Here is a 25251-nt window from a genome sequence, read left to right on the forward strand (position 1 = left end):
GCTAGAAATTAATAGAAACACCAAATATTAGAGAGGTGGTAATAGGATACCCTTCTGTACTTACTTCCGGATCCCATCCTTTGGGGGCATTACTGATGGTAAACAGGTCACTTCCGCTTACATAAAGACGGACTGTATTCATACACGCCTTCGTAGTCCATGCTTTGGGGAGCGTATAACCGACAGAGAGATTTTTTAAACGAATGTACCGACCGTTGTAAAGCCAATAATCAGACATACAGAAATTAGCATCCCGATTGGTGCGAGTCAGGCGCGGATATTTGGCTGTCGCATTCTGCTCATCCGTATTTTTCGGACTCCAATAATTGCCGTCAAGAATAGTAGGGAAATTGAGCCAGTTGTCTCGAAGCCCTTCAATCATTGCAGCACTGATTTGAGATTTCTGACTTCCAACACCTTGTAGTGTCAATCCAAAGTCCCAGCCTTTATAGGCAGCATTGAAAGTGAGTCCAAACATATAGTGAGGCAGGGAACCGCCCAAAAGTACACGGTCATACTCAGGTGAGATAACTCCGTCGGGGACACCGTCCGGTCCGGAAATATCCTTGTACTTAATATCACCCACTTTGACGCTGTTGTTCAGTTTGGGCGACTTGTCCACGTCTTCCTGAGTCAGGAACAAGCCATCGCTTACGTAACCATACCATTCGTTATATTCACTTCCTTCCATTTTTACCTGATTGCCTAGGAACTGTGTACCATTCAGGTTTCCCATTTTGGAGGTAAAATCTGACAGATTAGCGGAAATGGAGTAAGTGAAATCACCGACTTTGTCCCTCCAGCCAACTTCAATATCATAGCCGGTAGTGTGCATGTTTCCGGCATTGACTTCCGGGTTGTCGTAGCCGATGAAGTGTGGAATTTCCAGTGCCAGCAACATGTCCTTCGTATTTTTTCTATAATAGTCAGCGGAGAAGTGCAGACGGTTATCCAGAAAATTAGCATCTAAACCGATATCCCAGCTTTCTGTTGTTTCCCATGAAATATCTCGTACGGCATACTTCTGCTGTGCGGCCGTAGTCACGGAAGAAACAATCCCCTGTGAATTCTGAAATAGTGCAGTGCTGTAATCAATTGCAGCCTGGTAAGGGTAATAATTATAAATAAAGTTACCGTCATCGTCATAAGCCCCGATACGTTCGTTTCCCAGTTTTCCCCAAGAGCCTCTCAATTTCAGGTAAGAAAACCAATCCATATTTATATTCTTGAAAAACTTCTCTTCAGAAATTACCCAACCAAGTGACACGGAAGGAAAATTGGCCCAACGACAATTGGATGCAAAACGTGAAGAACCATCCCGGCGGAGATTTGCTTGGATAAGATAGCGGTCTGCATAGCTATAGGTCATGCGTCCGAATAATGAGCGGTAAGCATATTCTTCCGCATTGCCACCATTATCCCGATAATCCTCCGAACCGAGGTCCAGGTAAGGATAGCTTGTCAACTGGTACTGGTCTCTGGATGCATCCAGGTTTTCCCAGAAAGCATAATAATCCTCGTAACCGATCATGACAGAGAAATCATGGCGCCCCAGTGTCTTGGCATAGTTGGCAAAGAACTGTGTTGTTATATCATGGCTGTCATTACGATTTTCCGTCAAATTGGTAGTGCGATAACCTCCCATGTAACCAACAGTGGTATTCGGATCTTCTGAACGGGTGTATGGAATCTGTTTGACAAAAGTTTTCTTCTTTACATTATTGAAATTGGGCGCCACGGCTGCTGATATTTTCAGCCCATTGACAGGAGTTATGTCAATACCGAGTTTACCGCCAATATTGGTTCCCCAGTTGGTAAAAGTGCCGCCATCTGTAATTTTGGCCAGCATATTTTCTCCATCTTTCACATCACCCCATAAGCCATTGGTCCATGTAGCAGCATAAATTGGCGGAATGTTTCGTCCACCTGCCCCCATGGGGTTGGAATTAGGCGAGAGAGCTTTAGAACGGGAAAAGTTCAAATCCAGATTTGCGGAAATATATTTATTTATATTGAAATCATTATTCACGCGTACCATAAAACGGTCATATTCCTTGTTTACATAGAGGCCGTCCGTTTTGTCATAGCGGAAAGAGGCTTTTGTACGAATAATCTTACCCCCACCAACAATGCTTAGAGTATGTGTCTGCCGGGGTGCGGAGCTTTTCAACAGAATATCTCCCCAATCCGTCATAGGATATTTGTCCGGATTAGTCGCATTATTTATGCTCCAGTTGGTAATTTCATCTTCCGTATATGTTTGGTACCATCCACCGTCTGGATTATCGTTATAGCGTGTTTCATTTACCATTTCCATGTAACGCTGGGCTCCTACATAGGTCGGCAACTTAGTCGGTATTTCCCACCCGTACTCAAAGTTGTAACTCAAAGCCACATCACCGCTCTTGGCACGTTTGGTCGTGATGACAATTACACCGGCTGCGGCACGTGAACCGTAGATCGAAGCCGAAGCAGCATCCTTCAATACGGACATACTTTCTACGTCTTCAGGATTTACGGAGTTGATATCACCCGGAATTCCGTCAATAATCACCAACGGACTGGAATCACCAATAGTTGTTACACCACGTATCTGGATAGAAGCACTACTACCGGGAGCTCCATTGTCACGACTGACCATTACTCCGGAAAGCGCGCCTTGCAAAGCTGTGGAAAGTTGGGTGGTACGACGGGCAGCAAGTTCGTCTCCTTTAACAGCTGTTACCGAACCGGTGAGATCTTTCTTCTTCATCGTACCATACCCCACTACGACTACCTCATCCAATTGCGCATTGTCTTCCTGTAGAATAATGTTAATATTCCTCTGCTCGCCGATATTGACAGTCTGCGTTTGGTAGCCAATATAGGTTATTTGCAATGTAGAATTGGCAGAGGCACTGATACTGAAACGTCCGTTCATATCCGTAATTGTGCCTGCCGATTTTCCTACGACTTGAATATTTGCTCCGATAATAGGCTCACCATTTTCATCTTTTACTATCCCCGTAACTAAAAAATCTTTTTGCTGCGCACCCTTTTCCTTATCCGTAGAGTTAATGAGCATGATGTTTTTACCTTCTATAGCATGGCGAATGCCTGTATCCTTGAATATATCATTCAAAACTTCATTAACGGCTTTATCTTTCGCATTCACTTTGACATTACGTTTGATATTGATATCTTTTACGTTGAATACAAACAGATAGTCCGTTTGTTTCTCTATTTCATTAATCACTTGTCCGATTGTTATATGGTTGGAAACAATCGTAACATGAGCTGTCTGCGCATAGCTTCCTATAGCTAGAAGATTTCCTACACATAAGAAACAGACGTAAACAATAATTTTCATAATACGGAATAACTGTTTATTTTCTATAAATAATTCCTGGTATAGAGAATTTTTCATATTTTCGCAACATATTAGTTTATTAGGTTTAACTTGATCTAGAACTATTTTGTCAGTTGGTATAAACTGATGGAAAATGTGGGATGGTGTTGCAGCACTGTCCCCTTTTCTTTTTTAAATGTTTCTTTATTGTTTCATAGGCATTAGAAATATTAAAAAGTTAATTAATGGTTATCGTATTGCTCTCGTTATCTTTAATATAGGTAAATTTATTATTGAGGGCAAGCACACGTATTACATGTTCAATCCCATCATGGGTCCGGAATTTTCCGGTATAGTGCGCATCAAGAATCTGTTGATTGTTAATGACAAAATTCACATCATAATAGAGTTTTAATTTCTCCATTATATCGCGTAGGGAGATATCGTTGAAACAAATAAGCCCTTCTTTCCAACGAAAATAGTCTGTTGTATGTATCTTTTCTTTAGTAAGTTGGTTTTTACTTAGTCTGGCCATGTCACCTGGTTTCAGTTTCATGAGAGATACTTCACTTTTCTTTTGCAGAATTTCTACAGCACCTTCCAATAAGGCTGTTTCCCATATACTATCTTTCTCATAGGCCAGCACATTGAATTCTGTCCCCAGCACCCGGATATTGCATCGGTTAGTTCCAACAATAAAAGGTTGTTTTATATTAGAACTGACTTTAAAATATCCTTCACCATCTAATTCTACATGACGTACCTTTTTAGAAAACCGTCCCGGAAAAGTCAACCGGCTACCGGAATTCAGCCATACATGCGTTCCATCAGCCAGGTATAATTCGGCATGCTGGCCTGCCGGAACAACTACCGTTTGCATATTCTCCTCCTTGTCTTGTAAAACGTGGTGAGTGTAAAAATAAGTGGTTGCCACAGTAAAAACAATGACAGCCGCTATCCGTACAATAACATCGAGAACCCTCCTCAGCGGATCTTTCTTCTCTTGTTGTATATCAACGGGACTTTTAGTCTGCCATAACGTAATGTCATACAATTTACGTTGCCGCTTATATTCTCTAAGATGCTGTTCATCTTCGCGCAGCCACTCCATTATCCTCTGTGACTCTTTTTCAGAGGCATTTCCTGCTATATATTTTTGTAATAGTTCATCCATCTTTTTATCGTTTTCATTTATATAACGATTCATCTTCGGTTTACCCTAAACGAAAAAGAATATTTTTTTCAAAAGATAAAGGAACGTGCGTAGTAATCGGTGTTACATATGGTAAAAAAAGAAATAAAATAAAGGCAGGTAATCTTTTAGCGTTTTTCTAAGAGCCTTAAGTGATTTGGATATATGATATTCCACATCTTTGATTGAAATATTTAATTCGCAGGCAATTTCCCGATTTGTTTTATTTCCAAATCGGCTGAGAGTAAATATACGGGAGGTTTGTTCAGGTAATGATTGCAATGTTCTTTGCACAATATCCATAACTTCTTTCGAGAATATTTCATTTGGATTACAGTCTTCCAGTGAGGAGAGGCGAAGAGCTAACTCTTCATTTTGTTTCTCACTAATCCGTGTGATGACCTGTTGTTTCATGCTTTCATGACGTAAGTAGTCTAAGGCTTTATTTCGCAAAATACTGAGCAACATCGGTTCAATATTTTCCACCGGGTTGTCCTGTATCCATTGCCACAGTTTGATGAGTGATTCAGATGCAATATCCTCGGCTACCATCTCATTGTGTATATACGACTTTACAAATAGAAAAGACTTTTTGTAATATCGCATATAAATATTATTAAAAGAATTCTCTGGACGAGTGAGTTTTGCAGGCATTTTAATTCTTTTTAGTTCATTAAAAAATTTGAGAGACAAAAATATAAAATGATATTTGATTCGCAAATTTTCTTTTTAGCTATTTATCCCAGCCAATAGATGTAGAGTGTTTGGTTTATTTCGTTATCCTCCTTCTCATGAGTGGTTGGAAAACTGTTTCCCATTTGATGTCAATCGTTCTGTTTTGCCAGATGAAAGGTGTAGTTTATTTTCTATTCGAGAGATGGTACAAGCAGTATCGTAATATAGAATTTATTTCCGTTGAGATTATGTATGGAGGAGAATCTGTTCAAAACATTAGCAAGGATGATGTCCAGAGTATTGAAATAGGTATAAAAAATCTTGTTCTTGTCTTCAGCAATGGTCTTACAGTCCATTACTATAATCTATGTTATAATACTTGAATGGACTGATCGAAAAATAGAGGTGATGTGTTAGCATTGAATGATGGTATTAAAGTATGGATTGAGTGTCTGCTGCGATATACTGAACATTGGCCGATTGTATACATCCCATACATTGTAAAAGTCTCTGGATGTCTTTTTTTTCGTGTGGTATGAGAATCTAATAGCGCAATTTGTAGGGATAAATAGTCCAAAGACAGATATCGGTTTTATGATTCTGTGCGACTTAGGAGCATGAACTGAATAATGGTTTGGCAGCGAAATATGCTGTTAAACCATTCGGTTTTCGTTAAACGAAAACACAACTTGCTGTCCCCTAATGGGGACAACGATTTGAATATTACGCTATATCCATATAGTGCTATAAAGCCTTTTGTCAGGGGAAAAACGCATACGGTTTCCGCCGGTTTTTCTGCATTTCCGATCTTCTGAAGGGGAATATTTCCCCACAGAACGTGCGTCTTCCCGCTATACTGCTATAACCATATAGCCATATAAAAAAGAATCGGAAATTGAAATATCATTGATTGACAGCATAATTCATTGATTTTCGAGAATCTCTTCTGTAGTCTTTAGTCCGCTATACCACTATCGGCATAGCTTTAGTTATCTCTATTTCGATGTCACCCCCTATGTGGTTCGCCATATCATGATATATCGCTATCCGGCTAACCCGTTATACCGCTATCAACATATCCCCGTCTATTCCTATTTCGATGTCACATCTTATGCGGTCAGCCATATCATGATATATCGTTATCTGACTATTCCGATATATTGCCGCCTTTTGTCATCCGGGACTTGCAGCGGATAAGATAAGGATCCCCCCAATAAGGACTTTTAGTCTAAAACAAAGTAAGCTAATGCAGTGATAATAAAGTTCTTATGATTATAGTTTCTCCTATAAAAGCATTATCTTAGTAGAGTAAATAAAGAAGCTAACAAGTTATGAACAAGCAAGTTAGAAGCATTTTAGCACAAGAGACAACAAAAACGAGCAAGATCCGGCAACTGTATCTTTTAGGGATTCCCCGTGCGGAAATCGCAAGGATGGTGACCAACGGTAATTACGGTTTTGTCGTGAACGCCCTGCGCCGGATGAATGAACGTGAGGGCGGTCTGAATATCCATCCGGCGACAGCTGCACTGGATTATACTTTCACCCGCAAGTTCGGTATCGAGATCGAGGCTTACAACTGCTCCCGTGAACGGCTCGCACGCGAGCTCAGGGAGGCCGGTATCGAGGTTATGGTGGAAAGTTATAACCATACCACCCGTCCGCATTGGAAACTCGTGACGGACGGCAGTCTGAACGGCAACGACACCTTTGAACTGGTCAGTCCGATCCTGGTCGGTGAAGCCGGGTTACAGGAACTGGAGAAGGGCTGCTGGGTGCTTGACCTGTGTGACGTGAAGGTGAACGGGAGCTGCGGGCTTCATGTACATATCGATGCCGCCGGTTTCAGCATGGAAACCTGGCGTAACCTGTCCCTGAGCTACAAGCACCTGGAACCGGTCATCGACAGGTTCATACCGGCATCCCGCAGGGACAACTACTATTGCCGTGGCCTGGGTCATGTCTCTGACGGGATGATACGTTCCGCCCGGATGGTGGACGAGCTGAAAGGAAGGATCGGTGACCGTTACCATAAGGTGGACCTCGAGGCCTACTCACGGCACAAGACGATCGAGTTCCGCCAGCATTCCGGAACGACCTGCTTCACAAAAATGCGCAACTGGGTACTGTTTCTCCACAAATTAGTTACCTTTGCCACGAGGGGACAGGTGCCTGTGGCCACCGCGCTCCAGAACATCCCCTTCCTCGACAGTGAACAGAAACTATATTATAAATTTAAGGACTAAAAAAATATCGACATGAACAGGCATATATATTTTAGCGGATGGCGGCAGGATTGCCGCCTCCGGCCCTTCCGAGTTTGTACGCATCCTGCGTGAAGGCAGCTGGTTTGACAGCGGATGCACCGACGAGGAGTACATAGTGAATTTCTCCGGACGGTACAGGGAACTGCACGGGGTGACGGTGAGAACCGACACCCCGGAGCAGTTCATGGACGACCTGAAAAAGTACGGTTACATCAGGGGCTGAGAAGCCCGTTCCTTTTATTGTTACGCTCCCTGCCGGTCTCACATGGACCAACAGGGATTTTTCTTTTCATCGCCGTAGTGTTCCCGTCCTGCTGTCTCCTCGTATATCGCTATCTTGCCAACATGAGTTCCCGCTATCTTCATAGCTTGACATATCACTATTCCAATAACATAAGCTGTTACAATATCCGTAGCCTGGTGTACCATTATCCCAAGAATGTAAGCTGTCAATATCTCCATGGCTTGACATGTCACAATCCTAGCAACATCGGGGAGAATCCTGGCCTCCCGCCGGACTGCCATTTGTTATGTCTTTTGCTGGCATTGACTATTCATGTCTATATATGACTATAACTGACAAGGTATCCTTTCCCACGTTTATTCTTTTTTTCTTTGCAGAGTAGGACGATAATCCGCCATCAGGAACATCCGCCTTACAAAACGCCCAATTGTCACATGGAATTAATGTATAAATCATAGTTATGGACAGCATTGAAAGGAAAAAAACAAAACCGTATAATATCAACGAGAAGGAGATACTGGATATAGTTGCCGCTAAAGGCTCATATTTGAGCAGTATTTCCGAGAATCTGGAAGAGGTGCCGCCCCACAAGGAGTCTTCATCCCGGGCGGAAAGTAAAAAGACGATAACGGATGAAGAGGTAAAAAAATACATTGAAGCCCTCCTGAACAATTTTTCATCCAACCGGCGCAAGCCCCTGCATATTGATGCACAGGTGTACGAATGTATCTCAGACATTGTCTGGGCAGTCAGACGTAAGGATTTTACTGTTTCCGGTGTTATAAGCCGCATACTGGTTGAACATATCAAAGAAAACGCCGGCATGATAAAGAAGATCACAGGACGAGATTACAAACTGTTACAGCCGTAATATGACGGGAAGTCCTCCTTAAAACAGCTCTGGAGGGGGAGTCGGAAATCACGACTCCCATCCGGAAGTGCATTTGGAAAGTATTTTGAACTGTATTTCAATAATTTGAGTTTCTAAAAGGAAGCTATTTTAAATAAAAACAAGAAAAATGGAAGTATATTACATTGAAGCCGGAATCTTTGAGGAAATGCTGGCTAGGGCTGATAGCCTGTCCGCACAGGTGGACCGCTTGTATGAAAAAAACAGGGAAAAGAAACCGGGAGAGTGAATGGATAACCAGGATGTCTGCCTGCGCCTTGACATCTCTCCACGTACCCTGCAGACTCTCCGGGATACCGGACGGCTGGCATTCACCCAAATCCAACGGAAAATCTACTACAGGCCGGAGGACGTGGAAAAGCTGATGGTCTATGCCGCCATGAAACGCAAGGAAAAGGCGGTGAGAGAAAAAAGAAAGAATGAATAATTAATTGGATGCAACATGGAAGGAATTATTAGCAAAGAGACGTGCAGTGTCCGCCGATTCTTTGGCCTGCTGGATAACATTCAGACGAAGCTGGAAAGGCTTGCGGAGGATAACCGCCCCCTGTTTAACGGTGAGCGTTTTCTCTCTGACAAGGAATTGTCGGACCTGTTAAAAATCAGCCGCAGATGCCTGCAGGATTATAGGGACCAGGGGCGTATTTCTTATATCCGGCTAGGTGGAAAAATTTTGTATAAGGTATCCGACATTGAGAAACTCCTGGAAGATAATTATCATGAGGCCCTGATATAATCGGACGTTCAATACTCAAGAATGCCGGCCGGAACCATTAAACATCGGTTTCGGCTGGCATTTCATTATTCGGATATTTCCGTTAGGGGGACCGTACTCCCTTTCTGTCTTCTTTTCATCAGCCGGTCCATGTCACCGGATATCTTCTGGTCGGTAACCTATGCATAGACCTGCGTACTGTTGATGTTCGTATGGCCCATCATCTTGGCGATGCTCTCTATCGGGATGCCGGAGGACAGCATCAGGGTTCCAAACGAATGCCGTGCGGTATAGGGCGTGACATCGGAATAAGGATAAACGGGGATATGCTGATAGTGATATAACATGATATGGTGAGCTGCATAGAGGATGACCTCGAAATAGAGATAACTAAAGCTATACTGATAGTGGTATAGCGGACTAAAGACTACAGAAGACATTCCCGTAAATCGGTGAATTATGCTGTCAATCAATGATATTTTAATTTCTGATTCTTTTATATGGCTATATAGTTATAGCAGTATAGTGGGAAGACGCATGTTCTGTGGGGAAACATTTACATTCAAAAAACCGGAAATGCGGAAAAAATGGCAGAAACCGTATGCATTTTTCCCCTGACAAAAGGCTTTATAGCACTATATGGATATAGCGTGATATTCAAAACGTTGTCCCCATTAGGGGACAGCAAGTTGTGTTTTCGTTTAACGAAAACAGGACGGTTTAACGGAGAATACACCGATAAACCGTTACTTATTTCAAGCTCCAGCGTCGCTTTTTACATATCTAACTATAATTCATTTGAAATCACAAAACAGATTGAACCGAATGTGGTTAGTTTGTCTGTTTATTTCATGTCCGAATCATTAGTATGCTATGTTGCAAAGTTCGTATTCATTATGAAAAAATCCGCTTACGAGAACAAGATATTCAGGTAATTTGCCATCCTTTCCCCAAAGAAGTTCGATGTTAAAAAGTTCAGAAAGCGTTTTGGCTATGTCAAATCCGAAGGCTTCGAGTGACGGACGCACTTTTTCCGGGTGTCGGCATGGTGTGCCGCAGTTACGCGTACATTCGTTATCTGAGCAGTGAAGACATTTACCTATATAGGCAAATGAACGCCCTCCATATTTCCGTTCCATATCCAATAATTCGCTCTCGATTCGTATCCGTTCCGGTAAAATGAGTTTTTGTGTATATTCAATCGGAATATCTTTGTCTTCAGGGATTATCTTCGTTGCCATAAGATGTGCATACTTGTATTGTCGGAGAAACGATTCCGTATCAAAATCAAATGGAGGACACCCCCAACTTTTACCGTAATTGGTACATTGTTTGCAAAGTTCAAGAAAATGTGGTTCGTCACGGAATTCGGCGATATATCCTTCAACAGTGATGTCTGAAGTAAAATTTTCTACAGTGTATATACTCATTGTTTCAAAATCATTGTACCGCATAAGGAGTCGAAACGGATGTTTTCATTTTGGAAAAGTCTGTCAATGTATCCGCTTTTCTGCATTTCAGACGCGGTCAAGCAACTTAAATTCGGGGTATCTAACAATGCTATCGAATCGCACATGGACAACGCGATGTCAAGTTCATGTGTCGAGAACATGATACATTTTTTCTCGTCGTGGACAAGCCTACGAAGCAACGCCACAAGTTCGTAGCGATTAGGCATGTCAAGAAAGGAAGTCGGTTCATCAAGGAGAATGATAGGAGTATCCTGTGCCAATGCACGAGCAATCATCACACGCTGGCATTCGCCATCCGACATTTTATCCATCGTGCGGTTTGCATAAGCCTCCATTCCCACCGAAATGAGCGATTGCATGACTATCTCCTTATCTGTTTCTTGCATCCTACCTATCCAGTTGGTATAAGGAGCACGGCCTATGGCTACGACATCCTTGCACCGCAGGTTGGCGATGCGCGTGCGCTCGGTCGTGACGACAGCCAGCGTTTTTGCCATATCTTCGGTTTTCATGCAGGCGATGTCGTGCCCGTCGAGAATGATTTTTCCGGAATAACACCGGTTCAGACCGGCTATGGCGCGGAGCAACGTCGATTTTCCTGTCCCGTTTCTTCCGATAAGGGCTGTCAGTTGACCTTTTTTTATCGTGGCATTTACCTCGTGGAGCAACGAGTTTTCTTTGTAACCTATGGAAAAATGCTGTAATTCTATCATGCGGTGATGGATTTGTTGCGTAAAACCACCCATACGACGATTGGGATTCCCAATAGAGCTGTAATGGCGTTGATCGGCAAGGTGAATATTTTAGAAATGATGTCGCAAAGAAGCAATATCGATGCTCCCGAAAGAATTGTTCCGGGCAGAAGGACATGATGATCGCTATTTTGGAAAAGCATTCTTGTGACATGAGGCATAGCGAGACCTATGAAACCTATCGGACCGCAAAAAGCGGTTATCGTTCCGGCGAGCAGCGTTGTCGAGAGAAACAACAGGCTGCGTGAACGCCGAATATTCAGTCCCATTGTTACGGCATATTCCTCTCCGAACAGCAGGAGGTTAAGCGGTTTGATGGTCAGTACCGCCAACAGCAGTCCGGCAAACACCGATGGAACAAGAATCAGAAGTTGTCCGGAGGTGACGTCACCCAAAGCCCCCATCGTCCAAATGACAAAGGCTTTCAGCGATTCCTCTTTGCTGAGGTACTGCAATATCTGCACGACAGCACCTACGCCCGATGAGAACATCATGCCCAGAATCAGGATTACCATGATGTCTTTTATTCGCTGTCCGACGGCAGTTATCACGAGCAACACGACAGCCGCACCCACCCACGCTGCTCCGGCAATGCCTATTGATGAACCGATCCCGGCAAGTACCACAAGTGCCACACCGAGACTTGCACCGGAACTGATGCCAAGGACATAGGGACCGGCAAGAGGATTACGGAAGAGGGTCTGCATCTGAAGACCACTGACCGATAAGGCAGCCCCGGCCAACAGTGCCACTATAGCTTTTATGAGGCGTATGTTGAGTACGATTTTTTCCGTGGCACGGGAACAATTTCCCCCGGTCAGTGCTGCCCATACATCGCGGATCGGAATGTTGACAGCTCCCACGGCCAAGTCCAGTAAAAAAAGACCGACCGTGAGCGTAATCAATATGGAGAATAATATAGTCGAACGGGAACGCATCTATTTCAGTTGCTTGTAATACACACACTCTTCCTGCACCAGTTCAGGATGGAATATCTTCACGAGGTCGCGGAGCACGATGTCAGGATTCACGACGGCAGACTCGTAATAGTCGTTACCCCCGGCTGTGTTGGTACGGGCGTTGTTGTTATACACCTCTCCATTTTTGAAACATCGGGTATCGGTGAATTTCGGACATGATGCCTTCAAGTCGTCAAGGGAGTTCGCCATTCCCACGTTCAGCCACATGTCCGCATCCGACGCGAGCAGATATGCTTCTTCTAAGTCAATGGGGATAGAAGCGTTTCCCGTGTTCTTCTGGTAGATATAGCGGCCTCCCGCATCAGTAATCAAGCGGGCTACATAACTTTGGGTTGAAGGCATGAACCACGAGTCGCCATAGGGAACATTAAGCATAACCGAAGGAGTGCCGAGGGTACTGTCGGCCACTTTCTTTTTCAAGGCATTGTATCTGACCGGGATTGCGGCAAAGGCTTTTTCACCCTTCTCACGTTTTCCTGTGACTTCTGAAAGCACTACCATCCATTCGGCCTTGCCGAGAGGCGACTCTTCAAGATAATCGCCGACATACATGAACGGTATGTCGAGTTCTTCGAGTTTGCTTTCCATTGCGCTTGCGCCGTTCACCCCATAGAGCAGAACGAGGTCGGGATCGAGCGAGAGCAGCAACTCGTAGTTGATGTTCCCTTCATAGCCGACATCGCCAATACTGTCGCGGCGGGCTTGGATGTCTGGGTTGGAAATGTAGTCGATTCCCGAAACGCCGGTTATACACCGGACTTCACCGATTGCGTCAAGCATGGCGATATGAGTGGAAGACATCGCCACGATGCGTTTGGCGTCTCCTTTGAGTACCTGTCCTGCAAACCCTTCGGGAACCTCTTCACCGTTGCGGACGATAAACAGCCATGTGGTTACACTGTCCGCTCCCTGCCAGGGATTCCTGACGGTTATCAGTACGCTTTCCTTCCCGCCCGCCCCTTTGATGTCGAAGCCGGAGGCATATTCGGGAGCATAAAGCAGCAGGTTGAAATCATTGATTTTTGAGCTTTTGTTGTGGCAGCCTGTAAATGCCAGAGAAAGCAACAAAATCAGGCTTAAATTCTTTAATGCGTTCATATTGATGCAGATTATCGTTTACTATTTTTGTTTTTTCCGAACTTGGGTGTTATGCCGATGAATATCTCGAAATTGATGCCCGGCATGGGACGGGACAATACGGAAAGGTATTCTTCATCGAACAGGTTGTTGATGCTGCCCTTTAGCGACAGATCGGCCCATCGGAAAGAGAGCTGTTTTTCCAGTGTCACGTTATTCATGAAGTAAGGGGGCAGATAGCCCGTCAGGGTATAGTCATTACTCGACATGGTATAACGCTGGCTGTAATAACACCATTTGTAAAGCAGGCTCCATGTCCGCCATGACAGACGTCCGGTCACCGTTGCGGAAAACTCCGGCACGTATGGCAACTGTTTGCCGACGGATTGGTCTGCCGGACTCATCGGTTCGCTCTCGTTGATCGAGGGAGTCCACGAGAAAGTTCCGTTCATATCCAGTTTCCAGTCCTTTCCGAGCATTATATCAAGGTGGGCGTTGGTCTCTGCCCCGTAAGCATGTACCTTTTTGAGGTTTCTGGGGGAGAAGAATCCCTTGGTTGTGGGTAGCCAGATGATCCAGTCGTCGATGTGCGAATCGAACCAGTTGATACCACCGCTCAAAGCATATACATTTTCTTTCCCCACCGAGAACGACAACCCCACGTCGTATGTGAAGCCGTGCTCGCTTTTCAGGTCGGGATTACCGCCCGGCAGAAAATAGAGGTCGTTCAGCGTGGGAAAACGGTAGTTCCGGGAGATGGATGCTTTCGCCACGATATTGCCTTTTTTCGACAGTACCCCGTCGATGAAGAAAGCCGGGATAACCGGGGCCCATTCCGTACCGAACATATCCTCGCGAAGGACAAGCGAGGCGGCAAAACGATCGACAGGCCGCCATTTCGCAGAAACGGAACCGGAAAACTCGACACGTCCCTTGTCATACCCGACAACAGCCTTGTTACCTTCCTGCGAGATGATATTTTTGTCCGCGCTTTCCACCAAATGCTGGTGTACGGAAACACCGGCCGTGAACAGCCATTTCTCTGAAGGAGCATAATCCCCGTCCGCACTTCCGTAGAACGTGTTAATCTTACTGCGTGAGCGGGTCATCGAAGCCATTTCGCCGTTTCCCTTGTCCCGCTTGTAATCATAGGCCATCCATGTGTGTATATAGCCGTCTTTTACACCGACCTTCCATTTCTCCCGCACGCGATCCCACGAGAGGACGCCGCGAAACGTCTGCTCCCTTTGGCGGTTCTCGAAGTCCATGTCGTTCCCGTAATCCGTGCTGAGCATCGCCAGTTCCCGGTTGGAATTGATATACCAGGCGTTTAGCCCGAACTTGTCGCCTTCGCCCGTGTTATAATAAATTTCCTGCAAGACGTGCAGATCCTTATAAGCCCCGCTGCGGTTGCGTTCCGTCGGGTAATAGGAACCGATGATGTTCTTGTCCTCGTCATAGATGTTTTCCTTCTTGTCCCGGTTTCGGTATTTGTAGTCGTTGGGGGAAGAGGAATACACCACACGGGTGGAGGACTGCCAGTGTTTGTCACCGTAGGTCAGGCGGAGAAACTCGTCGAACGTGCTGAACGACCCCACTCCCTGCACGTACTGCAACCCGAACCCTTCATGGTTGGCCGGAGAAGTGGAGAGCCTGACCAGACCACCCAAGCCGCCGCCCGTTTCGTTTACCGATGACGTTCCGTGCAGCAGCGAGGCATCATCGATAAAGTAAGAAGGGATGGTGGAAAAATCCGTCATGCCCAGCATCGGGTTGTTAATGCGCATACCATTCCACGTCACTTGGGTATGCGAGGGAGAGGTACCCCGGAAAGCCACGGTGGATAACGTGGCGCGTCCGTAGTTCTTGACAAAAACGGATGAGTTGAATGTCAGCACATCGGCCATAGACAAGGCGATGTTCTCTTTCATGGCGATGGAATCGAAACGGGTTCGTTGCACGCCTATATCCTTCATAGGTCGTTTGCCCACCACCGTAACCTCCGGAATACGTAGTACCCTTTTGGTAATGCTGACGGAATTTTTCTGCTGGGCGGCAAGCAGAAAGGGCAGGCTTACCCCCACGAACAATAGAATAAGATGTCTTTTCATTTTTGTCCTCCTTCCTCGTTATTTCCAGCAGAAAGCTCCCGGAATGATTCCCACGTAAAATTCATCGATCAGCTTGCCTTGCGGCGAATAGCGATACACGATACCTTGTTGCTGGTAATCAATAGCGTCGGCCACATATACCTCCCCGTTGTTGGGATTGACCGTAAGGCCGTAGTATTTGGTGTCCCGAAACTCCAGAAAAGGCCGGACGGGAACACGGTCGGCTTCCACCGGCATTCGCCAAATATCGTTGTTGATCCAGTAAAGTGTATCCCGTGTACCGTTGAGCTGGACTTCCGAAGGCCAGTCGCCCAGCTTAAACTTGAACTGTTTCTCTACGGTGAAAGTCTCGGCGTCTATACGATAGAGAGACGGTGCCTCGTAACCGTATGGGCTGCCCTCGTAACCGCCATCCGTGATGGTCCACATCTTGTTGTATTTGTCCATGACCAGCGAAGTAGGTTGTATGCCGATGGTCAGTTCGTCCACGACCTTGTCCGTCTCCGTGTCGATTTTCAGGATGCGGTTCTGGTACGACCAGCAGTTCACATAGACGTACTTGCCGTATTGTACCATTTGTTCGGTGGAACCCGATTCCATGTCCATGTCTGGACATTCGATATAGCCGGTAATCTCGTATGTCTTGGGGTTGATGATGAAGATACGGTAGTCCCATATCTGCGTCACATAGGCTTTCTCATCCGACAGAAAATGGATATACCGGGGTGAGGTGAAACCTGTGATACGGCCCACTTCCTTGAAAGTATTGATGTCGATGGCGAAAATCACATGCGAGTTGTTCACCACGATCCAGCCTATACCGTCCCGGATAACCATAGACTGGGCCACATCGCCCAACTTGAACCCGTTGGCACGGTAAAACACTTCATTCTCCACTTCGCACGTGGCGGGATCGTAGTAGGAAAGCGTGGCATTGCTGTACTGGAAATTCCCCTCGTTGGTAATGAAAAGACCAGAGGCCGATACAGAGAAATCTTCCATCTCTCCGTAATCCCATTTCATGCAACTGCCGAAAACTGGCAGGCAGAAAAGAAAAAGGCAAATCCGTTGTATTGTTCTGCTCATTGTCATTCGGATAAAAAAGAGTACCCGAATCATTACGGGTACTCTGGTTAAGGTATAAGGTTTAATCCTGCTGCGTATATTGTTTGTCCTTCATATTTTGGAAGGTTGGGTTATACCCACATTTCGTCACGCTCCAACTTTCCCCCGTAATCATTCCGTTTTCTATAAACTTGCCGAAGAAAGTGTAGTCGGTAAATTTCGTCAAACCGTCAAAAACAACCCCATGCAAGGTCTCCAACTTCTCCATGGAAAGTGTTTCCTGAGAAAGAGAAGTCGCACTTTTTATCTGTAGCGTACCATCTATAGTCTGTAATTTATCACAAGTAATGCCTGTTGCTTTATTAACGAACAACCCTTCACCTCCTACGTGAAGCAATTCCGGAATATCCAGCGATTTACTTTGTAAAGATATTGCTAACGAACCCCCTCCCTCTTTATAATATACAGGAGAAGCTGAACAACAAACTTTGGATAGTAAGGGCAAGTTACAACTGGTAAAATTTCCAGATAAATAGAACTGTCCTCCCACTTCTTTCAAGACTGGCATTGTGATTGAAGCAAACATGGGTATTTGGATATATCCATATCCATCTATGATTTCCAAGTCGGGAAATTTGGCATTGCTTCGCATTTGGCCTGTCACATTTAGATTTCCATATACATGTTGAATTGTCGATATGGTATAATCGATATTGTTGGTGGTTGGCTTACAAGTGAAGTCTTTGATATTCTTGAACGTGATTTCAGGGAACTTATTATTCGTGAGACTGGTGATGACAAAATTTACATTTGACAAATCTTCGGCTGTTTCAATTTTGGAGAGCTGCACCTTGTTTATAATTTCAATCTGGGGCGCTGTTTCTCCGAAGGTTTCAAATCGGGCGTTCGGCAACAGCAGTGTTCCGCTCACATCTTCAAGATAATCCAGCGTGATGCTTCCAAGTGTGGTGATCTTGCTCCAGTCGGGAAGTTGTTTGAGTGCCGTGAAATTCTTTATCTTTATCTGTCCCTTTATCGTTGTCAGTTTGTCCATTCCACCGAAAGCCTGAAGCACGTCATTTCGTTGGGGAACAAAACTACCGGTAGGAGGAGCTTCCATATTGGCTTCCATAATAATACTTCCGTTTACTGTTTCGATTTCCGGAAGGTTGATGGTTTCCAACATCACGGGGACGGTATGGAAATCAAGGCCACCGGTCTCTTTCAGCTTAAGGAAGCTCATGGAAGTCAGCTTGGCAAGATTGTTTACGGACAAGACCCCTCCGACACTTGTCAGTTCCGGTATTTCCAAAGACGCAATCGAACCGGCTGCTGTGTTCTCTTCATTGAGTCCTTGAAGATTCAGATCCTGACCTACAGTAGTCAGAACCGGAAACTCAAAACTCTGTAACGACGACGCATTGAACATCACGCTTCCTTCAATAGTTGCCAGTTTCTCGAATAGGACATACGTCACTTGGTCGTTATATACCGATATGTCTCCGGAGAGCGTTTCCAATGCTTTCATGGAAATCATGTGAAGTTCCGTAGCTTTCGAGGCGACATCGGTCGAACCTACCTGTAAACCTCCGGCAGAAACGATATTATCCAACCCTGTCAAGTCTGCACCGTTGTAACTGTTACGAATGACAATGTTGCCAGTAACCTCTTTCAAAGATGCCAATGCAGATATGTCAGTGATTTTTTCTGCCTCTTCCGCATCAGAGCCGATAATCAGGTTCCCTTTGACAACGGTTGTTTTGGTTGCGGCAAAAGAAGCTACCTCCTCGGTGGTCTTCAACTCCACATCTCCGTCAGATTCTATCTCGCTTTTCACGACCTTATAGGTATATTCGCGGGCATCTCCGTTATAGGATGTCACCCGGAAGGTTCGTTCGTTATCCCAGTCCGTTACCGTTTCAGGATCAGGTATGATTGTTGCAGAAGTTGTGTACTTGAATTCCACTTCGGCGTTGTTCAGCGATACCGTATAGGGAACGGTTATTGTTACTGTATTGTCCGTAATGTCGGCCGTGTACGATTTCCCGTCCACGGTCATCACGACCGATGTGATGAAATTTTCATCTGCATCTTCAGGTATAATTTCATCGTTTTTGTCACACGCTCCCAAAAAGAACAAGGATAGGAGCATGGGAAGAAAATAAATTTTCATACTTGTAATTTTTATTATTTGGTTAGATCCTCAAAAGAAAATACCTCCGTAGAAACTTCGCCCAGCCAGCCGCTTTTGGCCAGAACACCGCATTGTATTTTGATAAAGTCAATATATTGCAGATTGGCTTCCGTTCCATCGGCATGGATGGCATTGGAAATTTTGAAACCGTTCCTTTGTCCGCTTCCATCCACCGTACTGCCGCCTTCTATCTGGTCGTTTCCGAAATTATCCACGTACCCCCAGTCATAACTCTGATTATCCCAATAACCGGTTTGAGAATCTTGGGTGTTGCGGGCGGCCAGACAAGTGCCTGTCAGGGTATAACTGTTTTCCGAAATCCAAGCCGGATAATAATAGTCTTGTGTATGATAAGCGGACAGATAGTCTACCCAGCCGTTTCTACCGTCGGAACTGATCCATTGGACATCCATTTTTTTGCCTTCCGGACGGTAATAGGTCACTTCAAAATTCTGTATTGTTTCTTCCTTGCCTGCTTCAGATCCTTTCAGTTCGTACCACTCGTCATCCGGCAATCCGTTTCCGTTTATATCTTGCATGACCCATACGATACCCGGTTCGGAACTGCCGTCAAAGGCGTTCCCCTGAACACAGAAATCATATTGGTTACCCGAATTGGGAATACTGTGGTCGAAGCCGACGATGATATAACCCCCGAAAGAACCTAAAGAGACGTGCAGTTTGTCTTTCAAACGCTGTGTTGCCCATGCGACAGCCGCTTCAGGGGATGTTTCGTTGCCGGTCATACCGCCTATCGTGCTCGTCTCGTTGATAAATTGGCCGGGAGCTGGGGTATATTCATAGACTTTATTCCAGAGCTTGGAACTTCCCGAAGCCCGGAAGCCGTCTTGTTCCTTTTTGTCCACACAAACGACTTTTACGGTGGCAGTGACAGCCGTTTTCCCTTTGTCGATATTCCTGCTTATTTTTTCCGTCGGTGTGTCTTCCGACACAGTACAGGAGACGGTGTATTCTCCGGGTGCGGACGGCGTGAACTTGAACATGCGTTCCACTTCTCCTTCCATGACCTGACCGTCCACACTCCACTCAAAACGGGGATTGTCGAAATACTCCAACAACGGACGCAGGAAAACAGGACGGTCGGCAAAAGTGTACCTGTCCGTGGATGTTTGCAGGTAAGACGGGGTCGGGAATTTGACAACGTAGGGCATCGTTTCCACGACCTCTACGCTTACGTCTTTCGTTGTTGTCCCATCTATATTGGAAGCGTTGATTGTCACCGTATAAACACCGAGTTCTTTTTCATTGAAAGTATAAGTATTCTCGGTGGAAACGATTTTTCCTTCCCGTACCCATTCGATTTTGAACCCTTCGACATCCGAATGCTGAATATCGGGAGTAAATGTGTAATCGGTATTCCGGACGACTTTTAGCCCCTGCGAAGGTAGTGCCAGTGAGATGACCGGAGGGGTGAGTTCTTTCACTTCTACTTTCAGTTCCTCTTCGGCATAGCCTTCCGCATTGTCTACTCTTAGTTTGACATAAAAATCCCCGCATTCATTCCATGTACGTTGAAGAGACGGACCCGAAGAAACCAGCGTACCGTCTATCGTCCAAGCAAAAAGAGCATCTTCAACATTCTGGTATGTCGGGGCGATAGTCAATTCGTGATCGACCTTGACAGTGTAAATACCGGTCTCGCTGTCAAGTTCTATTATAGGTTGTCCTCCTACTTCTTCGGTAATGACTTCATCCTTGTTGCAGGAGGTGAACAGCATACAGGCAGAAATAATAAAATAGTGAAAACGATGCATGATGTGTGGATTTTAGAAAAATAACAGGGATACCCCCGACAGAAGGGATATCCTTGTATTCTTTTTATTGTATGGTGATATCATCAATACAGATATAAGCCGGAGTATTCAAACCGTATGCTCCCGAATCCGAACCCTCGAAGTTGAATTTCACACTTTGCACCCCTTCGGCATTGATTTCCCAATAATCCCATGTCGTGATAGGATCAACCTGTTGTTGGCCGTTACGATAATCGGCTAAAAGACGTTTGTAAGTGCGGATCAGACCGCCATTCGCATCATAACATTCCAGATTCACTTGGAAATACCCTTTCATCTCTTTCAGAGGAGTCGCTACCCCCGTAGAACCGAACTGATTACCATAAGTAATGACACCATAAGTGTATGAGGTGTTGCAGATCCACAGGCCGACCAATTTCCGGGGAACATTGAAATAAAATTCTGGTTTAGCCATCCATGCCTGATTGTAAGCATCCACATATCCGTAAACGACACCGAAATTGGAACCGCTGTGCCCGGCTTCCTTATTCTGTCCTTCCGCTTCCACCGCAGTGTTATAGACAGAACATTGGTTTAGATAAGAATACCACCAGTCTCCGGTATTTCCCGACTGATTGGAGCGGATGTTCCAGTTGGAAAGTGCGATGCCGCCGCTGGAATACTCTGTGCTTCCACCTACAGTATTAAACATTGAAAGGAAGAGATATTCTTCCGGAGTATTGTCGTAAATGGTGGTTACTTGAGGATACCCTTGGTACGAATAAAGATTTTCTCCGGCCGAGGTAGGTCCTGCTAACATGCCGGGATCGAAATCATCGAAAGTGATAGTTAAAGTACCGTCCGGATTTGTCACAGCACGGGTTTGCGAAGTTCCGGAATCAACCGGGTCCATCAAAAAGTCATCGTCCGAGCTACAGCCAGAGAACAAGGCGGTTGCGGTAAATAGACAGGCACCTGCCAGAAAGCGTAATTTTCTTTTCATAGGTCACTCATTTTAATGTAAAACATATTATTAACAAACACAAAAAATTCCCGTTCGTGCGGACTTACACGAACGGGAATATGTCTGTCTTCAAATATTGAATGGCCGATGAGCTATTCCTTATTTGATTACGACCCGTATATCCCGCAGGTGTAAATCTCATTCCGGTCATGGCAGGTCTTCTGACTCGTCCCGGTCATCGTGCCTTCCCGGTATTACACCAGTGGCAAAAGTTCGATGTCCGTTTTTGTGGACTCACAGCAGCGGGTACTGTCCCGGATTTTCACCGGGTTCCCTTTTCATTCGGAAGGCGTAAACCTCCCGAAACCATTTCCCGACTGCAAAATTATCTATATTACATATCAATTCCAAATAATTCATAATATTTATAATAAAACACACAAAGCATGACAACCGTACTGTTTTAATTAGAGCATTCAAGTTTACGACAAACGAAGACGGTAATTATCATACACAATATCCATAAACCAACAAAACAGCTTGCCATTTTCCATAACAATGCGTTCTGGAATAGATAACTGTTAGCTGCAATTATGCAAGCAAAAAAAGCAGACAGAATAATGACTATTAATATCATGCACCAGAAATTAATCCTATAAATTTATGGAAAACAAGTAAGGGAATGGAAGTTCCGTTGCCGCATGGATGCAGGTGAAGGACCTTCTCTTTTAACGTTGGATACGCCAATGCACGCCAACGGAAGACTCTGATATTATCTGTTTGGAAAGGATATAGGATGTGCGTTACTTTGTCGCATATTCAGAATCTTAAAAAGAATTTTAGTATGGAACTGACAATTATTGAAACAAGCGCGTATTAGGAGTTGAGAAAGCTGGTCAGCACGCTGGTCGTACAGATGGGCGACTTCCAGAAAAAGATTGCCCCGCCTGCGCCGGACAAGTGAATGGATGCGCAGGACGTATGTGATGGACTTATGCCCAAACACTTTCTGAAGAGTTTCCAGCAGCATCCCCTTGAGTATGGCCAGAACGGCAAATGCGTGGCGTCCGATGTGCGGGGTGACCTCGCCCCGGAGTTGCATTTCCTGCCTATGATTCCAAGACTGAGCCGCATGGCATTGTATTCACCTACCGGAAAGACACATTCGGGGAGTCTTTCTTTTCATCCGTACCCCTATATTTTTCAATCAGTTCGATAGCAATGGGCAATAATTTTACGACATACGCCACTCCCGTTTTTATACGGTTGCCCATCAGCCATGTACCGCCGTCGGAGTCGGTATGGATATTATCGTATGTTATGGCTTTCAAGTCCACATAGGAAAGACCGGTGAAGCACATGAACAGGAACATGTCGCGCATGGCACGCTGGCGTTTGTATCTCGGTTCTATATGGATTATCCTTTGCAGTTCCTCTTCGGAAAGGAAAGAACGCCTCTTGTATTCGGGCATACACTCGAATGATGCGAACGGATGAACCCGTATCCAGCCTTTTTCCTGCGCGATATACATCAGCCACTTCAAGGTATTGACACGCCCGAAGACAGTGGAGTTTGCCAAAGCGCATGTACCGAGCATCCAGTTGTAGTAATCCTCGATGAATGATTTCTCAAGTTCTTCGATGACAATATCCTCTGCATTCTTCTTGCTTTTCATGAAAAGCAGGAGACTCTTGTAATCGGCAACCAGACCGCAGTAGGTGCTTTCGGCTTTCTCTATGCCGATTTTCTTTTTATACGGTTCCAGCTGTTCCCTGAAAAGGTTCATAAGGGTGTGGCATTCCTCTGAGAAGCCGACATAGCGGTTATAGACTTTCTTGGCTGTAACAAAACTGTCGTGGTCGCAGATGTACTAGTAGTGCCTGGTGATTTGCGCCTTGATATTGTCAAGCTCCTGATTGAGTGTACGGGCCTCCTCGGACTTGCCTTTGGCCCGGTTGGTTTTGACGTCCCACAAAGCGAGGGACACTTCTTTCTTACAACTGAAACCGGCTTGGGTTCCATTGATGGTGATACGGCCCATAATCGGTGTCTTTCCGTTTTTTACAGACTGTTTATTCTCAAAACACTTAGCTATACATGGTCTGCGATAAGCTAAGAGAGATTCCCCTTACACAAAAGCATGGCATCTCCTTGTCGTATCTCGCCTTTATACTTTTATGTATAGTAGTCTACCGGATCGAATGAACAAGACCTATCCCATACATAAACCAATTTAGACTGCTATGTTATTTTTGAGGAAGAAGATGGAATGAGACCAGATACCCTCTTTAAGGCTGACTGTAAGTCGATTAAATGTAGAAAAAGATTGCTTTTGTCACAAGTAAAGTGTATATTTGCATTGAAAGAATCGTTCTTTGACAGAGGCAAAAGAAAACAGAATATTGTAATTCGCTCGTTTCTAAATCGTTACCTGATATTAATTAAACAGAAATAACTGTTTAATTTTCAATTAGATAGAGATTGTATGATGTTTCGCAGTGTACGAACTAAGTTTATCTCCCAATCCGAGCAATTCACCCAATAACATCAGCTGTTGGTTAAAACTACGTAATGCAAGCTGATATTCGCGATAGGCTTCTTTAGTTCCTTCCCGACTTCTCAACAATGGAAATAAATAAGGAGAAGAAGAATCACGATTCATGTATTTCTTTACCAAAGCCATTGCTTCCGGAGTCAATGTCACCGACAATGGTCGCCCGGTTTTACGTCTGCGATACGTTATTACATTATCGCGCAAATCACTCTTACGCAAATAAGCAAGATCGACAAACGGCATACCACGAAGCGAAAACATCAGAATGAATAGCTCCTGCGCCTGATATACCGCTAATGGTACACCCGATGCACGAGATAATTTAGTAAACACCTTCTTCATATCGTCATCACCCAACGCACGTTTATGGTCAGCCCGCGTTCCGGTATAAACAGAACGAAATAAATGAGGAACATAAGGAGCCTTCTGAAGATCGACCGCACGATTGTAAACCGCACGAAAGGTCCGTAAATAGGTGGAAACGGTGTTCCAACTACATCCACGACTGCGAAGATATACTTCGAACCCTTTCAACCACTCCGAAGTCACTTCACTAAAAACAAAATCATTTTTCCCACGATAAGCAATGATGGCATTCAGACTACTACGATAGACATGTGCAGTCCCAAAGTTTCCCTCCATCTGTAACCCAGTGGCTACCTGCTTCATAAATGCTAGTACTTTCAACATCTCATAATTTATTAATAATTTAGACGATAAATATACGAGTATTATCCCATCAATGGAAATACCCCGCATGAACAAACAAAGGAAATAGCTAAGATGTTCCAAAGACAAAAGAGCACGAAAAGCCCGGACTTTCACAAGCCCGGGCTTTCTATACTCTCAAAACATCTCCTTAATCTATAGGGAAATAAGGGACTAGCAAATTGGTTCTAGTGCAAATAAGAAGATGTAAGGAGACAAAAAAAGGGATACCTGTGGGAAATAAGGGAGGTATCCCTTATAGAAGAGGAAGACAAATAATAAAAAACA

Annotated in this window: 17 protein-coding genes, 4 pseudogenes and 1 riboswitch; of the genes and pseudogenes, 5 read left to right on the plus strand and 16 right to left on the minus strand. The window is 44.8% G+C overall.

The annotated features are described in order from the left end of the window. Nucleotide 1: 1 nt before the first annotated feature. The 3 genes from DWZ47_RS21840 to DWZ47_RS21850 form a co-directional block, all read right to left on the minus strand. Nucleotides 2–3406 carry a TonB-dependent receptor gene (locus DWZ47_RS21840; protein ID WP_008765142.1) on the minus strand — a complete coding sequence of 1135 codons (3405 nt, stop codon included), beginning with the start codon at nucleotides 3404–3406 and terminating at the stop codon, nucleotides 2–4. 160 nt (nucleotides 3407–3566) lie between these two features. After that, nucleotides 3567–4535, minus strand: coding sequence for a FecR family protein (locus DWZ47_RS21845; protein WP_005681496.1), 969 nt, complete (start codon nucleotides 4533–4535; stop codon nucleotides 3567–3569). A gap of 69 nt (nucleotides 4536–4604) precedes the next feature. Further along, the gene (locus DWZ47_RS21850) at nucleotides 4605–5174 is read right to left on the minus strand and encodes an RNA polymerase sigma-70 factor (protein ID WP_005681497.1); all 570 of its coding nucleotides are present in this window, start codon (nucleotides 5172–5174) and stop codon (nucleotides 4605–4607) included. Nucleotides 5175–6526: 1352 nt separating this feature from the next. On the opposite strand from DWZ47_RS21850, the pseudogene DWZ47_RS21865 reads away from it, so the two are divergent. Both DWZ47_RS21865 and DWZ47_RS31080 read left to right on the plus strand, forming a co-directional pair. Next, nucleotides 6527–7457, plus strand: a pseudogene (locus DWZ47_RS21865) (amidoligase family protein). Between the two features lie 6 nt (nucleotides 7458–7463). Then, nucleotides 7464–7685, plus strand: coding sequence for a hypothetical protein (locus DWZ47_RS31080; protein WP_080714608.1), 222 nt, complete (start codon nucleotides 7464–7466; stop codon nucleotides 7683–7685). A gap of 38 nt (nucleotides 7686–7723) precedes the next feature. Here the strand turns inward: DWZ47_RS31080 and DWZ47_RS30710 are convergent, their stop codons facing one another. Next, nucleotides 7724–7987, minus strand: coding sequence for a hypothetical protein (locus DWZ47_RS30710; RefSeq protein WP_005681500.1), 264 nt, complete (start codon nucleotides 7985–7987; stop codon nucleotides 7724–7726). A 179-nt stretch (nucleotides 7988–8166) separates the two neighbouring features. Between DWZ47_RS30710 and DWZ47_RS21875 the strand changes: the two genes are divergently transcribed. The 3 genes from DWZ47_RS21875 (at nucleotide 8167) to DWZ47_RS21885 (ending at nucleotide 9352) form a co-directional block, all read left to right on the plus strand. Further along, nucleotides 8167–8577, plus strand: coding sequence for a DUF3408 domain-containing protein (locus DWZ47_RS21875; protein WP_005681501.1), 411 nt, complete (start codon nucleotides 8167–8169; stop codon nucleotides 8575–8577). Between the two features lie 268 nt (nucleotides 8578–8845). Beyond that, on the plus strand, nucleotides 8846–9043 hold the full coding sequence (locus DWZ47_RS21880) for a helix-turn-helix domain-containing protein (RefSeq protein ID WP_005681504.1): 198 nt from the start codon (nucleotides 8846–8848) through the stop codon (nucleotides 9041–9043). A gap of 15 nt (nucleotides 9044–9058) precedes the next feature. Then, a complete protein-coding gene (locus DWZ47_RS21885; protein ID WP_005681506.1) occupies nucleotides 9059–9352 on the plus strand; it encodes a helix-turn-helix domain-containing protein in 294 nt (97 codons plus the stop codon). Nucleotides 9353–9417: 65 nt separating this feature from the next. On the opposite strand, the pseudogene DWZ47_RS31410 reads toward DWZ47_RS21885, so the two are convergent. The 12 genes and pseudogenes from DWZ47_RS31410 to DWZ47_RS21960 form a co-directional block, all read right to left on the minus strand. Beyond that, nucleotides 9418–9711 (minus strand): annotated as a pseudogene (locus tag DWZ47_RS31410) (tyrosine-type recombinase/integrase); the annotation flags it as partial. 483 nt (nucleotides 9712–10194) lie between these two features. Further along, the gene (locus tag DWZ47_RS21900) at nucleotides 10195–10761 is read right to left on the minus strand and encodes a DUF2284 domain-containing protein (RefSeq protein WP_004289236.1); all 567 of its coding nucleotides are present in this window, start codon (nucleotides 10759–10761) and stop codon (nucleotides 10195–10197) included. Beyond that, complete coding sequence (locus tag DWZ47_RS21905; RefSeq protein ID WP_004289235.1) at nucleotides 10758–11516, minus strand: ABC transporter ATP-binding protein; 759 nt, start codon at nucleotides 11514–11516, stop codon at nucleotides 10758–10760. The genes DWZ47_RS21900 and DWZ47_RS21905 overlap by 4 nt, the downstream gene beginning before the upstream one ends. Then, nucleotides 11513–12493, minus strand: a complete 981-nt coding sequence (locus DWZ47_RS21910) for a FecCD family ABC transporter permease (RefSeq protein ID WP_004311292.1) — start codon at nucleotides 12491–12493, stop codon at nucleotides 11513–11515. The genes DWZ47_RS21905 and DWZ47_RS21910 overlap by 4 nt, the downstream gene beginning before the upstream one ends. Then, on the minus strand, nucleotides 12494–13633 hold the full coding sequence (locus DWZ47_RS21915; RefSeq protein WP_004289233.1) for an ABC transporter substrate-binding protein: 1140 nt from the start codon (nucleotides 13631–13633) through the stop codon (nucleotides 12494–12496). It lies immediately after the preceding gene. A gap of 11 nt (nucleotides 13634–13644) precedes the next feature. Beyond that, nucleotides 13645–15723: a TonB-dependent receptor plug domain-containing protein gene (locus DWZ47_RS21920; RefSeq protein WP_117514687.1), complete on the minus strand. Its 2079-nt coding sequence runs from the start codon at nucleotides 15721–15723 to the stop codon at nucleotides 13645–13647. Nucleotides 15724–15741: 18 nt separating this feature from the next. Next, nucleotides 15742–16842 carry a YncE family protein gene (locus DWZ47_RS21925; protein ID WP_004293828.1) on the minus strand — a complete coding sequence of 367 codons (1101 nt, stop codon included), beginning with the start codon at nucleotides 16840–16842 and terminating at the stop codon, nucleotides 15742–15744. Between the two features lie 28 nt (nucleotides 16843–16870). Beyond that, nucleotides 16871–18961, minus strand: a complete 2091-nt coding sequence (locus tag DWZ47_RS21930; protein ID WP_117514689.1) for an epidermal growth-factor receptor (EGFR) L domain protein — start codon at nucleotides 18959–18961, stop codon at nucleotides 16871–16873. Between the two features lie 14 nt (nucleotides 18962–18975). Next, nucleotides 18976–20757 carry a PKD-like domain-containing protein gene (locus tag DWZ47_RS21935; protein WP_004293827.1) on the minus strand — a complete coding sequence of 594 codons (1782 nt, stop codon included), beginning with the start codon at nucleotides 20755–20757 and terminating at the stop codon, nucleotides 18976–18978. Nucleotides 20758–20821: 64 nt separating this feature from the next. Beyond that, nucleotides 20822–21739, minus strand: coding sequence for a DUF4465 domain-containing protein (locus tag DWZ47_RS21940; protein ID WP_007567599.1), 918 nt, complete (start codon nucleotides 21737–21739; stop codon nucleotides 20822–20824). A 154-nt stretch (nucleotides 21740–21893) separates the two neighbouring features. Beyond that, nucleotides 21894–22086, minus strand: a riboswitch (cobalamin riboswitch). Nucleotides 22087–22685: 599 nt separating this feature from the next. Then, nucleotides 22686–23742: pseudogene (locus tag DWZ47_RS21950) on the minus strand (tyrosine-type recombinase/integrase); the annotation flags it as partial. 447 nt (nucleotides 23743–24189) lie between these two features. After that, nucleotides 24190–24945: pseudogene (locus DWZ47_RS21960) on the minus strand (tyrosine-type recombinase/integrase); the annotation flags it as partial. Nucleotides 24946–25251 lie beyond the last annotated feature (306 nt).

This window comes from Bacteroides sp. AF32-8BH, assembly GCF_003435205.1.
Classification (GTDB): Bacteria; Bacteroidota; Bacteroidia; order Bacteroidales; family Bacteroidaceae; genus Bacteroides; species Bacteroides ovatus.